The organism is Sagittula sp. MA-2 (assembly GCF_030126985.1).
GTDB lineage: Bacteria > Pseudomonadota > Alphaproteobacteria > Rhodobacterales > Rhodobacteraceae > Sagittula.
In genome coordinates, this window is sequence record NZ_CP126145.1 from 5,001 (window position 1) to 18,714 (window position 13,714).

At 62.8% G+C, this 13,714-nt stretch carries 8 protein-coding genes, 1 tRNA gene and 2 rRNA genes (1 of these 11 running past the window's edge); 9 read left to right on the forward strand and 2 right to left on the reverse strand.

Features of this window, described 5'->3' with window-relative positions:
• From QNI11_RS00020 to QNI11_RS00030, 3 genes are all read left to right on the forward strand, one after another.
• Nucleotides 1-1,173: ribosomal RNA gene (locus QNI11_RS00020) — 23S ribosomal RNA — on the forward strand (it extends 2,274 nt beyond the left edge of the window).
• Nucleotides 1,174-1,311: 138 nt separating this feature from the next.
• Nucleotides 1,312-1,426: ribosomal RNA gene (gene rrf / locus QNI11_RS00025) — 5S ribosomal RNA — on the forward strand.
• 61 nt (nucleotides 1,427-1,487) lie between these two features.
• A tRNA-Met gene (locus tag QNI11_RS00030) sits at nucleotides 1,488-1,564 on the forward strand.
• Nucleotides 1,565-1,775: 211 nt separating this feature from the next.
• Here the strand turns inward: QNI11_RS00030 and QNI11_RS00035 are convergent.
• Both QNI11_RS00035 and gabT read right to left on the reverse strand, forming a co-directional pair.
• Nucleotides 1,776-3,095 (reverse strand): aspartate aminotransferase family protein, encoded by a 1,320-nt coding sequence (locus tag QNI11_RS00035; protein WP_283981892.1) that lies wholly within the window; start codon nucleotides 3,093-3,095, stop codon nucleotides 1,776-1,778.
• 114 nt (nucleotides 3,096-3,209) lie between these two features.
• On the reverse strand, nucleotides 3,210-4,655 hold the full coding sequence (gabT, locus tag QNI11_RS00040; RefSeq protein WP_283981893.1) for a 4-aminobutyrate--2-oxoglutarate transaminase: 1,446 nt from the start codon (nucleotides 4,653-4,655) through the stop codon (nucleotides 3,210-3,212).
• A 200-nt stretch (nucleotides 4,656-4,855) separates the two neighbouring features.
• On the opposite strand from gabT, the gene QNI11_RS00045 reads away from it, so the two are divergent.
• The 6 genes from QNI11_RS00045 to QNI11_RS00070 all read left to right on the forward strand — a co-directional run bounded on the left by QNI11_RS00045 (nucleotide 4,856) and on the right by QNI11_RS00070 (nucleotide 13,709).
• On the forward strand, nucleotides 4,856-5,425 hold the full coding sequence (locus QNI11_RS00045; protein WP_100928367.1) for a cupin domain-containing protein: 570 nt from the start codon (nucleotides 4,856-4,858) through the stop codon (nucleotides 5,423-5,425).
• Nucleotides 5,426-5,575: 150 nt separating this feature from the next.
• Entirely contained in the window at nucleotides 5,576-6,538 is a 963-nt protein-coding gene (locus QNI11_RS00050; RefSeq protein WP_100930885.1) for a TAXI family TRAP transporter solute-binding subunit, read from the forward strand.
• A 109-nt stretch (nucleotides 6,539-6,647) separates the two neighbouring features.
• Nucleotides 6,648-9,413 (forward strand): TRAP transporter permease, encoded by a 2,766-nt coding sequence (locus tag QNI11_RS00055; protein WP_100928366.1) that lies wholly within the window; start codon nucleotides 6,648-6,650, stop codon nucleotides 9,411-9,413.
• A 12-nt stretch (nucleotides 9,414-9,425) separates the two neighbouring features.
• Nucleotides 9,426-9,851: a universal stress protein gene (locus QNI11_RS00060; protein WP_100928365.1), complete on the forward strand. Its 426-nt coding sequence runs from the start codon at nucleotides 9,426-9,428 to the stop codon at nucleotides 9,849-9,851.
• Nucleotides 9,852-9,938: 87 nt separating this feature from the next.
• The gene (locus QNI11_RS00065) at nucleotides 9,939-10,907 is read left to right on the forward strand and encodes a carbon-nitrogen hydrolase family protein (protein WP_100928364.1); all 969 of its coding nucleotides are present in this window, start codon (nucleotides 9,939-9,941) and stop codon (nucleotides 10,905-10,907) included.
• Between the two features lie 48 nt (nucleotides 10,908-10,955).
• Nucleotides 10,956-13,709 (forward strand): aminotransferase class I/II-fold pyridoxal phosphate-dependent enzyme, encoded by a 2,754-nt coding sequence (locus QNI11_RS00070; protein WP_283981894.1) that lies wholly within the window; start codon nucleotides 10,956-10,958, stop codon nucleotides 13,707-13,709.
• Nucleotides 13,710-13,714: the final 5 nt, after the last annotated feature.

The window sequence follows — 13,714 nt, forward strand, 5'->3', positions numbered from 1 at the left end:
TACCTCCGTAAGTTCGCGAGAAGGAGGCCCGGTACATGAGTGCCGGGGGCACAAACCAGGGGGTGGCGACTGTTTATTAAAAACACAGGGCTCTGCGAAGTCGCAAGACGACGTATAGGGTCTGACGCCTGCCCGGTGCCTGAAGGTTAAAAGGAGGGGTGCAAGCTCTGAATTGAAGCCCAGGTAAACGGCGGCCGTAACTATAACGGTCCTAAGGTAGCGAAATTCCTTGTCGGGTAAGTTCCGACCTGCACGAATGGCGTAACGACTTCCCCGCTGTCTCCAACATCGACTCAGCGAAATTGAATTGCCTGTCAAGATGCAGGCTTCCCGCGGTTAGACGGAAAGACCCCGTGCACCTTCACTACAGCTTCGCACTGGCATCAGGCACAACATGTGCAGGATAGGTGGTAGACTTTGAAACCAGGACGCCAGTCCTGGTGGAGTCATCCTTGAGATACCACCCTTGTTCTGCTTGATGTCTAACCGCGACCCGTTATCCGGGTCCGGGACCCTGCGTGGTGGGTAGTTTGACTGGGGCGGTCGCCTCCTAAAGCGTAACGGAGGCGCGCGAAGGTTGGCTCAGAGCGGTCGGAAATCGCTCGTTGAGTGCAATGGCAGAAGCCAGCCTGACTGCAAGACTGACAAGTCGAGCAGAGACGAAAGTCGGCCATAGTGATCCGGTGGTCCCAAGTGGGAGGGCCATCGCTCAACGGATAAAAGGTACGCCGGGGATAACAGGCTGATACTGCCCAAGAGTCCATATCGACGGCAGTGTTTGGCACCTCGATGTCGGCTCATCTCATCCTGGGGCTGGAGCAGGTCCCAAGGGTATGGCTGTTCGCCATTTAAAGAGGTACGTGAGCTGGGTTTAGAACGTCGTGAGACAGTTCGGTCCCTATCTGCCGTGGGTGTAGGATACTTGAGAGGAGTTGCCCCTAGTACGAGAGGACCGGGGTGAACGATCCACTGGTGGACCAGTTGTCGTGCCAACGGCAGTGCTGGGTAGCTATGATCGGAAAGGATAACCGCTGAAGGCATCTAAGCGGGAAGCCCCCCTCAAAACAAGGTATCCCTGAGGGCCGTGGAAGACCACCACGTCGATAGGCCGGAGATGTAAGTGCAGCAATGCATTCAGTTGACCGGTACTAATGGCCCGATAGGCTTGATTTGATCCAGTAACAGCAAGGTTCATTACCCAAAGTTACGGACAACAAGCATACACTTCCAAAGTGTAACTTGGACAAACGCCGCAAAATGCGGGTTGATTGTCACGATGTTAAACAAACATCGTGGTTGGTTTTTACTCGGTTTGGTGGTCATAGCGTGAGCAAAACACCCGGATCCATTCCGAACCCGGCCGTTAAGTGCCACCGCGCCAATGGTACTGCGTCTCAAGACGTGGGAGAGTAGGTCACCGCCAAACCTAGCAAAAACCAACAAATCTATATTACGAAATGCAGTCGTCACAGAGACACGTGAATTGGCGCGGGGTGGAGCAGCCCGGTAGCTCGTCAGGCTCATAACCTGAAGGTCGTAGGTTCAAATCCTACCCCCGCAACCAAATTCACAATGCCAGAACATCTATGAAAGCCTCCTTCGGGAGGCTTTTGTTCTTTGTGCTGCCCCGTATACCGAAACCAGTGGCTATCCGCGCAAGATTATCTCGCGACGCGGTTACTGCAACGGCACACACGATCTGTACAACTGGTGCTCTAGGTCAATTCGGTGGCCGCAGGCCGCAATGAAAGCCAGCGCCCTACCGTCCCACGCGTTCAGATCACCGCATCCATTGCAACGGCCAGTTTGTCGGTCAGTTCCTGCAACTGATCGTCTTCGATGATGAAGGGGGGGGCCAAGAGAATGTGATCGCCGTTCCGCCCGTCAATCGTACCCGACATCGGGTAGCAAATAAGTCCGGCCTCGAATGCGGCTTTCTTGATCTTGCCTGCGACGCCTTTTGCGGGCTCGAACGGGGCCTTGGTGGGCCGGTCCGCGACCAGCTCAATGCCCCGGAACAGACCGCGGCCGCGTAGGTCGCCGACGTGCGGATGCTGGCCGAAGCGATCGACAAGGGAGGCTTCCAGTTTGCGGCCCTGCTCCTGCACGCGCGGGATCAGATCACGCTCCAGCAACGCCGTAAGTACCGCATGGCCGGCGGCGGCGGCGGTCGGATGGCCGATGTAAGTGTGACCATGCTGAAAGAAGCCGGAGCCTGCCTCGATGGCGCCATAAATCTCGGCCGAGCACAGCATCGCGCCGATAGGTTGGTAACCCGCTCCCAGCCCCTTCGCGATACAGAGGATGTCCGGCGTGATTCCGTCCTGTTCGCAGGCGAACAACGACCCGGTGCGACCCATTCCGCACATCACTTCGTCGAGGATGAGGAGGACACCGTAACGGTCGCAGATTTCGCGGATTCTTCTGAAATACCCGGGTGCGGGTGTGAGGGCACCGGCGGTTGCGCCAACCACCGGTTCGGCCATGAAGGCCATGACGGTCTCCGATCCCAACCTCAGGATCTCGTCTTCCAATGCCTGGGCCGCGCGCAGGCCGTAGTCCTCGAGGCTCTCCCCATCGTGCCGGCGGCGATATTCGTAGCATGGATCTATGTGGCTCACGTCAAGCAGGAGAGGCCCGAACTGGGCGCGGCGCCATTCGTTGCCACCCGCGCTGAGGGCCCCGATGGTGTTGCCGTGATAGCTTTGCTTGCGTGCGATCAGCCTGCTGCGTTGAGGCTCACCCCTTTCGACCCAATACTGGCGGGCCAGCTTGATCGCCGCCTCGGTGGCCTCGGATCCGCCCGACACGAGGTAGACGCGGTCAATGCCCTCTGGTGCATGGGCGATCAGCAGATCGGCCAGCGCTTCTGCGGGGGCAGAGGTGAAGAACCCGGTGTGGGCAAAGGCAAGTTCGTCGACCTGAGCCTTGATCGCGTCGATCACCGTCCGGTCGCTGTGACCCAGACAGGACACTGCTGCGCCGCCAGAGCCGTCGAGATACCGCTTCCCGCTTGCGTCGATCAGGTAGCAGCCTTCGCCCTTTACGGCGACGGGCGGGCTTTGCCGGGTGTGGCGCGGAAAGATGTGTGACATTGCGGGCTCCCAGGTGGCTGGACGGCGCGATTGTGGCCTGCCCTAGCGTGACCTGTGATGGCGCGAAGAATCAAGCCGGGGCTATAATGCCCCGGCTTTTGGGTTTCAGCAGGTTCAGGCCGAATGCCCGGCGGCTTGATCGGCCATGGCTGCGGCAAGCGCCGCTTCGAAAATCGCCATGCCTTCGTCGATGATCGCATCGGACGCGGTCAGCGGCACCATGATGCGGACCGCGTTTCCGTGCATGCCGCAGGCCAGAAGGATCAGGCCTCGCTTCAGGGCGTGGGCCACGACCGCCTTTGTCAGAGCCGCGTCCGGGGTGGCCGTCTCGAAATCGGTCACGAATTCGACCGCCAGCATGGCGCCGATGCCGCGAATGTCCCACATCCGGTAGGGCGCAACACGGGCACCCATGTCGGCGAAGCGCGCGCGCATGGCCTCTCCCATGGCGGTCGACCGGGCCAGAAGCCCCTCGGACTCGATGGCCTCGATGGCGGCAAGTGCCGCGGCACAGGCAACCGGGTTACCACCATAGGTGCCGCCAAGACCGCCGGGGGCCATTGCATCCATGACATCGGCGCGGCCAATGACACCGGCGATCGGGTAGCCGCCTGCCATGCTCTTCGCGACAGTGATAAGGTCAGGCGCCACGCCGGAATGCTCCACCGCGAACCAAGTGCCGGTCCGGCCGAAACCAGCCTGGATCTCGTCCGAGATCAGCAGGATGCCTTCGCGGTCACAGATCGCGCGCAGGGCCTGGAACAGTTCAGCCGGGACGGGGTGATAGCCACCTTCGCCCAGCACCGGTTCGAGGATGATCGCGGCGACGCGATCCGGCTGAGCGTCGGTGAGGAAGAGCGTTTCCAGTGCGCGGATCGAATCGGCAACGGTGATGTTGTCACGCTGGCTCGGGAACGGAACGCGGTAGAGGTCAGTCGGGAAGGGACCGACGTCACGCTTGTAGGGCGACACCTTGCCGGTCAGGCCAAGCGTCAGCAGCGTGCGTCCATGGTAGCCCGCGGTGAAGGCGATGATGCCCGGGCGGCCGGTGGCGGCGCGGGCGATCTTGACCGCGTTCTCGACCGCCTCGGCACCGGTGGTGACCAACAGCGACTTCTTCGGGAAATCGCCCGGCGCCAGCGCGTTCAGCTTTTCGGCCAGCGCCACGTAGGGCTCATAGGGCACGACCTGGAACGAGGTGTGGGTGAAGCGGTCTTCCTGTGCCTTCGCCGCGGCGATCACGTCGGGGTGACGGTGGCCGGTGTTCAGGACGGCGATACCACCCGCGAAGTCGATGAACCGGTTGCCTTCAACGTCCCAGAGCTCCGCATTCTCGGCGCGGTCGGCGAAGACCGGAGCGGCGGAGGCAACGCCACGTGCGACGGCTGCCTCGCGACGCGCGAGCAAGGCCGCGTTCGAGGCGGAGGATGTATGGGCGGTGACGGAAGGCGTGGATTTGGCCTTCTCCGGTGCGGTGCGGCTGCGCGTCTTTGCCGTGCTACCGGACGATTTGGCCGCGCTGCGGGAGCGGCCTTTGCGCGGTTCAGTTGCAGTGGTCATGGCGGGTCTCCCTGCGCTCGATGCAATCAGTATACTTGATGCTTGGCCACTTTATTTGTCAACAGAATTAGAAGTTGCATTCGCGGTGCAGTTTATAGCGGCTGCAACCGATTGAATTCGTTTGCTTCAAAAATTCGGTTGACCGTTTGGCAATCCCATCGCTTAATAAAATTGACACAGTGGCAAGGGAGATTCATCGCTTGGACATCGGCGGTAGACTTCGGGAAGTGCGCGAATCGCGCGGGATGTCCCAGCGTGATCTGGCTGGGCGCGCCGGTCTGACCAGCAGCGCGATCTCCCTGATCGAGCAGAACAAGTCCAGTCCGTCCGTCGCTTCGCTCAAGCGGCTGCTCGATGCCATACCGATGAACCTGTCCGAGTTCTTCTCGGTCGTCGAACAGCGCAAGACGCCGAAGTACTTCTACGCCCCGGACGAATACATTGAACTGTCCCCTCAGGACGTCGGGCTGGGTATCGGCGCTGCCCGGGTTTCGCTGCGGCAACTCGGCGATGCCTCGCGCCACTCGCTCCAGGTTCTGCATGAAACCTACCCCGCCGGATCGGACACCGGCCCGGAACTGCTGCGCCACGAAGGAGAAGAGGCCGGGATCGTCGTGTCCGGCCTGATCGAGGTCACGGTCGCCGACCAGGTCCGGGTGCTCAACCCGGGTGACGGCTATCTTTTCAGCAGCCAGCTCCCGCATCGGTTCCGCAATATCAGCGATGCGCCCTGCGTGGTGATCAGCGCTTGCACTCCGCCGACTTTCTGATCCGATCAGCGACACGCGATGTCGTTTTCGGGATATCGAATGTCGGTTTCGACTTTGGGTTGTCATGCGGCGAAAGGCTGCTAGCCTTTTCCGTATCAACAGGGTCGCACGCACCAACTCGGGTGCGACCCATAAAACAGGGAGAAAATGATGAAATCATTTAAATTCGCCACTTTGGGTGCCGCGATTGCGATGATGGGCACCGTCGCGACGGCGGAGGAACGCTTCATCACCATCGGCACCGGCGGTCAGACCGGCGTGTACTATGTCGTGGGTCAGTCGATCTGTCGTCTGGTCAACCGTAATACGGCCGAAACCGGCATCAAGTGCACAGCGCCGTCGACCGGCGGCTCCATCGCGAACATCAACGCGATTGCCGCGGGCGACATGGACATGGGCGTGGCCCAGTCCGACTGGCAGTACCACGCGTACAACGGCACGTCGGAATTCGAGGGCAAGCAGTTCGACAAGGAACGCGCCGTGTTCTCCGTTCACAGCGAACCCTTCACCGTCGTGGCACGTGCCGACAGCGGTGTGTCGTCCTTTGACGAACTGTTCGGCAAGCGCGTGAACGTCGGCAACCCGGGTTCCGGCCAGCGCGCCACCATGGATGTCGTGCTGAACGCGATGGGCAAGTCCGATGCGGACTTCGCGCTCGCATCCGAGCTGAAGCCGGCCGAGCAGTCGGCGGCTCTGGGTGACAACAAGGTGGATGCCATCATCTACACCGTCGGCCACCCGAACGGTTCGATCCAGGAAGCGACCTCCACCGTCGATGCGAAGCTTGTGCCGGTGACCGGCGAGGCCATCGACAAGCTGGTGTCCGAAAACCCGTATTACGCCAAGGCGGTGATCCCGGGCGGCATGTATGCGGGCAACCCCGATGACGTGGAAACCTTCGGTGTGAAGGCGACCTTCGTGACCTCCTCGGACGTTCCGGACGATGTGGTGTACGAAGTCGTGAAGGCGGTGTTCGACAACTTCGACCGCTTCAAGGGTCTTCACCCGGCATTCTCCACCCTTCAGGAAGAAGAGATGATCTCTGCCGGTCTCAGCGCACCGCTGCACCCGGGCGCAGAGAAGTACTACCGCGAGCGCGGCTGGATCGAGTGATCCCAAGAACCTGAGTCAAAAGACCGGCACCTCCGCAGAACGCGGGGGTGCCCCGAGCCCACGAACGATGGGCCGGCGCTGAACAAACAGCGGCAACCGGGGGACGGACATGACTGACAGAGACAACCAATTCGAAGCGGCCGCCGTGGAAAACGCAGCCGCCGGAAAAAGCGGATTGACCCAGGCGGAAATCGACGAACTGGTCGCCTCCTCGGACACCGGCGGCAGGTCACCATCGCCCGCGATCAGCAAGCTGATCACCTGGACCGCGATCGTCTGGTCTCTGTTCCAGCTCTGGATCGCCAGCCCGCTGCCCTTCATGCTGCGGTTCGGCGTGTTCAACGACACCGAAGCCCGGTCGTTCCACCTTGCCTTCGCGCTGTTCCTTGCCTTCCTCGCCTACCCGGCGGCGCGGTCCACGGTTCAGCTTATCCTCGGCGTCGGTGTTCCGGCGCTGCTGACGTTCCTCTTCATGTACGGTGCAAAGGACGACACGGCGATCTGGTGGATCCCGCTGGTCGGCATCGGCATGATCGCCGCCGTTCTGCTGGGATCGCCCAAGGACCGCGTGCCGCCATGGGAATGGGTGCTGGCCGTGCTTGGCGCCGTCACGTCCCTGTACCTTTACTTCGCCTATGATGCCATCGCCCAGCGGGTCGGCGCGCCGATCACGCCGGATTTCGTCGTGGCGGTCATCGGCATCATCATCCTGCTCGAAGCGACGCGCCGAGCGCTTGGCCCGGCCCTGATGATCGTGGCGACGGTCTTCCTCGCCTACACGTTCCTCGGCCCGATCATGCCGAGCATCATCGCGCACAAGGGCAACAACCTTTCGGAAGTCGTGAACCACCAGTGGATCACAACCGAGGGCGTGTTCGGCATCGCGCTGGGGGTCTCGACCTCCTTCGTTTTCCTCTTCGTTCTGTTCGGCTCGCTGCTGGATAAGGCGGGCGCGGGCAACTACTTCATCCAGGTGGCGTTCTCGCTGATGGGGCACATGCGCGGCGGACCGGCCAAGGCGGCCGTGGTCTCCTCTGCCATGACGGGCCTGATCTCGGGCTCCTCCATCGCCAACGTGGTCACCACCGGCACCTTCACCATTCCGCTGATGAAGCGCGTCGGCTTCTCGTCAGAGAAGGCTGGCGCGGTCGAGGTGGCGTCCTCCGTCAACGGTCAGATCATGCCGCCCGTCATGGGCGCCGCGGCCTTCCTGATGGTCGAATACGTGGGCATTCCCTACTTCGATGTGGTCAAGCACGCCTTCGTGCCGGCTGTCATCTCCTACATCGCACTGGTCTACATCGTGCACCTCGAGGCGATGAAGGCGAATATGCAGGGCCTGCCCCGCGCGGTGGAGCCGAAGCCGCTTGTCGCCTGGCTGATGAGCCTCGCCTTTACCATCGCCGTCATCTGCGCGCTCAGCTTCGCGGTCTACTACGGCATGGGCTGGATCCGTCCGGCATTTGGTGCCTCCGCCGGGTACATCGTCTTTGCCCTGCTGGTTGCGGTCTACATCGGCCTGCTGAAAGTGGCCTGCCGCGAGAACCGGCTGAAGATGGAAGACCCCAACGCGCCCGTCACGAAACTGCCGGTGCCGGGGCCGACCATCCGCGCAGGTCTGCACTTCCTCCTGCCAGTCGTGGTCCTTGTCTGGGCGCTTATGGTGGATCGCCTGTCGCCCGGCCTCTCGGCCTTCTGGGCGGCGGCCTTCATGGTGTTCATCCTCATCACCCAGCGTCCGCTCGAAGCGATCTTCCGCGGCGAAGGCAATCTGGGCGGCGCGATGCGCAACGGGTTCCGTGAACTGATCGAAGGTCTCGAGGCCGGCGCGCGCAACATGATCGGCATCGGCATCGCCACGGCGACCGCCGGTATCATCGTGGGCGCCGTCAGCCAGACCGGCGTTGGGTCCGCGCTGGCCGACGTGGTCGAGGTGCTGTCGGGCGGCAATATCCTGGCCATCCTGTTCCTGACCGCGATCCTGTCGCTGATCCTCGGGATGGGCCTGCCGACGACGGCGAACTACATCGTCGTCTCGGCCCTGCTTGCCCCGGTCATCGTAACACTCGGCCAGCAGAACGGCCTGATCGTGCCGCTCATCGCCGTGCACCTCTTCGTGTTCTACTTCGGCATCATGGCCGACGTGACGCCGCCGGTGGGGCTTGCCTCCTTCGCGGCGGCGGCGGTGTCGGGCGGTGACCCGATCCGGACCGGCGTGGTGGCGTTCTTCTACTCGCTCAGAACCGCGGCCCTGCCGTTCCTGTTCATCTTCAACACCGACCTGCTGCTGATCGACGTGGACTGGATACACGGGATATTCGTGTTCATCACGGCGACCGTAGCCATGCTGCTGTTCGCGGCGGCCACGCAGGGCTGGTTCCTGGCGCGGAACAAGATCTGGGAGTCGGTGCTGCTCCTGCTCATCGCCTTCACGTTCTTCCGGCCCGGGTTCTGGATGGACATGGTGGCACCGCCCTTCGCCCAGGTCGAACCCGCAAGGTTCGAGCAGGCACTTGGCGACGCGCAGCCGGGAACAGAGATGCGGCTGACCGTGAACGGCCTGAATGCCGTGGGCGATCCGGTGACCTTCACCGCGCCGCTGACGGTGCCCGAAGGCGAAACCGGAGCCGACAGGCTGATGGCCACGGGGATCGAGACCATCGACCGAGACGGCAGCGTCATCATCGACAACGTCGCCTTCGACAGCCCCGCGCAGCAGGTCGGTCTCGACTGGGATCAGGAAATCGTCGAGGTGCTCGCGCCGCAGTCGCAGCCGTCGAAGTACCTGATGTACCTGCCTGCGCTGCTTGTCCTGGCGCTGGTGGTCTGGTTGCAGCGCCGCCGCCGCGCCGAACCGCAAATGGCGCACGCCTGAAGGAGACTGGCCATGTTCGACAACATCCTCCTGCCGATCGACCTGAACCACCCGTCTTCATGGGAAAAGGCCCTGCCGATGGCGCAGAAGCTGGCCGGCGGGACCGGGACGATCCACATTCTCGGCATTGTCCACGATCTCGGCGCGGCCTCGGTCGCAGCCTTCCTGCCCGAGGACTTCGAAACCAAGGCCTTGCAGAAGATGAAGTCGGATCTCGACGCCTTCATCGCCAGCAAGATGCCTGCCGGGAGCAACGCCGTGGCCCACGTGGGCCACGGGCATGTGCCCGAACACATCCTGTCCGCCGCCAGAGAAGTGGGCGCGGACCTGATCGTCATGGCGTCCCATCCGCCGGACGAGCTGATGACCTTCCTTGTGGGGTCCAACGCCGACAAGGTGGTGCGTCACGCGAAGCAGCCGGTGCTGGTGGTGCGCTGAACCCAAGGGCGCACCTCTGCGCCATACACAGAGGCCTGTCCGCTCCGGGGGGTGCGGTCGGCCACACCAATTGGAGATTGTCCGTCTATGACACCCTTCGCCATCGCGGGCGTGCAGATGCACGTTGCGGCCCTGCATTCCAACGTAGAAGGCATGCGCCACAGGATCGAAGTTCTGATGGCCCGCTTTCCCTGGACGCAGATGGTCCTGTTTTCCGAGCTGGCGCCCTACGGTCCCCTTGATCGTTTCGCCCTGCCTTTCCCCAACGACGCCCTGCAGCAGTTCCAGGACGATGCCCGCCGCTACGGGATCTGGCTGATCCCCGGCTCCATGTTCGAGCGCACGGAGGACGGGCGCATCTTCAACACCTCGGTGGTCATCAACCCCGACGGCGACATCGTGGCCAAGTATTCGAAGATGTTCCCGTTCCGCCCGTATGAGGCGGGCATCTCTGCCGGGACCAACTTCTGTGTCTTCGATGTGCCCGAAGTGGGCCGCTTCGGTCTGTCGATCTGCTATGACATCTGGTTCCCCGAAACCACCCGCCAGCTGACCAGCCAGGGCGTTGAGGTCCTGCTGCACCCCGTGCTGACCGGCACAACGGACCGTGACGCGGAACTAGCCATTGCCCGCGCAACCGCTGCGCAGTTCCAGTGTTACGTCTTCGACGTGAACGGGCTGGCCGCTGGCGGTGTGGGGCGTTCGCTTGTCGTCGACCCGTCGGCCACCGTGCTGCACCAGTCGGCAGGGCAGGAGGACATGTTCCCGATCGAAGTCGACCTAGAGCAGGTTCGTCGCCAGCGCGAGACCGGTCTGAAGGGGCTGGGACAGGTGCTGAAGAGCTTCCGCGACCGCGAGGCCGACTTCACGGTCTACGACCGCGCCAGCGGTGCCGACGCCTATCTCAACACGCTCGGCCCGCTGGAGATGCCCCGGCAGGGCGCCACGCGGGGTCTGAGGACATCGGACCCCCGCACGGCTCTCGGACACTCCGAGCGCCCCGACATACCGCCCCAGAACATCTCGGTGTTCCACGGCAAGACCGGATCGGAGTGATCCGGAGACGCCGTGGACACAGCGGACGCGTAAGAAGAGGAGCTTGCGATGAACTCTCAACCCGGCGACAGATCGCTTCCGTCGATCAACGAATACTACAGCGCGACCCAGCTTCGATCCGACAGGTGGAGCGCGCTGAGGGAAGCCGCCGAGGGGTTGTCGCGCGAAGGCTCGGAGGGGCGCAAGGGCAAGAAACTGCTCCAGACCGCCGAGCACCTCTTCGACTCGCTCGAAGTGATCGAGGCCTACTGGGCCTTTCCCGGGGCCAGCAGCTTTGCGCATCTGCGCAGGCTGCTGAACCACGCCAACTACGATGAGTTACTGACGGCGGTGCGCCGGGTGGCGCGGGCCCTCGCCTCCGGGGCCTATCGCCGCCGCACCGTGCCCTTGTCGTCGGACGAACTCGACAACGAGGATTACGAGGACGAGGCAGCCCTGTCGCCAGAGGCGCGCGCACTGGGGCGCCCCTATTTCGAGGTGCTGATCGTCGACGACGTCAGCGAACAGCAGGAGCGTTTCCTGCGCCACAGCCTGTTGCGGATGCGCCGGTCCGAAGACCCCTTCATCTACGAACCCGTCGTGGTGCCCTCCATCGAGGACGCGCTGATCGGCATCCTGTTCAATCACAACGTCCAGGCGGTGGTGGTGCGGCCCGGACTGACCCTTAAGTCGCGCAACGACCTCCCGATCCTGTCGCGTTACCTGAAGCGCGTCGGCGATCCGGAAGACGTCGAAGCCATCCAGCCTCACGAATACGGCCCCGAAGCCTGCCGCCTGATCGCGCGGGTCCGTCCGGAACTGGACGCCTACCTGATCACCGACCGCTCGGCGGAGGACGTTGCCGGCCTCGACCTCGGTATCTGCCGGCGGGTCTTCTACAATCAGGAAGACTTCCTCGAACTGCACCTGAACATCCTGCGCGGCGTGAACCGGCGCTACAAGACGCCGTTCTTCACCGCGCTGAAGGAGTATTCCAAGCAACCGACCGGCGTCTTCCACGCCATGCCGATCAGCCGGGGCAAGTCGATCAGCCGTTCGCACTGGATCCAGGACATGGGCGCCTTCTACGGACCCAACATCTTCCTTGCGGAGACCTCGGCAACCTCCGGCGGTCTCGACAGCCTGCTGGAGCCGCGCGGGCCGATCAAGGAAGCGCAGGACATGGCGGCGCGGGCGTTCGGCGCGAAGCACACGTATTTTGCCACCAACGGCACCTCGACCTGCAACAAGATCGTCACGCAGGCGGTGGTCAGGCCGGGGGACATCGTGCTGGTGGACCGGGACTGCCACAAGTCGCACCACTACGGCATGGTGCTGGCCGGGGCGAACGTCGTCTACATGGACAGTTATCCGCTGCACCAATATTCGATGTACGGGGCGGTGCCGCTGACCGAGATCAAGCATCACCTGCTGAAGCTCAAGGCCGCGGGCAAGCTCGACCGCGTGCGCATGATCACCCTGACGAACTGCACCTTCGACGGCCTCGTGTACAACGTGCAGCGGGTCATGGAGGAATGCCTCGCCATCAAGAAGGACCTCGTCTTCCTCTGGGACGAGGCGTGGTTCGGTTTCGCCCGGTTCGAGCCGACCTACCGCCAGCGCACCGCCATGGCGACCGCCAACACCCTGCGCCAGAAGCTGAAGGAGCCGGAGACCGCCGCCGCCTGGGAAGCGCAGCAGGCCAAGCTGGCCGATGCCAGCGAGGAAGAGTGGCTGAACACGCGGCTTGTTCCGCCGCCGGATGCGCGCGTCCGCGTCTACGCGACGCAATCTACGCACAAGACGCTGACCGCGCTGCGGCAGGGCTCGATGATCCACGTCAACGATCAGGACTTCAAAGGCGAGGTAGAGCAGGCCTTCCACGAAGCCTTCATGACGCACACCTCGACCTCTCCCAACTACCAGATCATCGCGTCGCTCGACGTGGGGCGAAGGCAGGTGGAGCTGGAGGGGTTCGAATTCGTGCAGCGGCAGGTCGAAAGCGCCATGTCGATCCGGCGCGCGGTGTCGACCCATCCCCTGCTGGAAAAGTACTTCAAGGTTCTGACCATCGCCGATGTGGTGCCAGAGACGTACCGGGCCAGCGAGTCGACGCATTACTACGACCCGCAGCAGGGCTGGACCGACAAGTGGGCGATGTGGGCGGAGGACGAATTTGTCCTCGATCCCACGCGGATCACGCTGGCGGTGGGCGGCACCGGCTGGGACGGCGACACCTTCAAGACCAAGATCCTGATGGACAAATACGGGATCCAGATCAACAAGACCTCGCGCAACTCCGTGCTCTTCATGACGAACATCGGCACGACGCGGTCTTCGGTCGCCTACCTGATCGAGGTGCTGGTCGAGATCGCCAACGAGCTGGACGAATTGCTGGACGACGCCTCCAAGATGGAGCGGAGGTCGTTCGAGAACCGCGTCGCCGCACTGGTGGAACACGTCCCGCCGCTGCCCGATTTCAGCCGGTTCCACGATGCCTTCCGCGCCGACGGCGACACGCCCGAGGGCGATATCCGGACGGCCTACTTCCTGGCCTACGACGAGGACAACTGCGACTATCTCGCGCTCGACGATACGTTGATGGAGCGGCTCGGCAGTGGCGAAGAGCTCGTGTCGACGAGTTTCATCATCCCCTATCCGCCGGGCTTTCCGATCCTCGTGCCGGGGCAGGTGATCAGTCCTGAAATCCTGAAATTCATGCGCGCGCTTGATGTCAGCGAAATCCACGGATACCGGGCCGATCTCGGCCTGCGCGTGTTTACGAAGGCCGCGCTCGACGACGTGCTGACCAAGAAATCCTGAGGGAG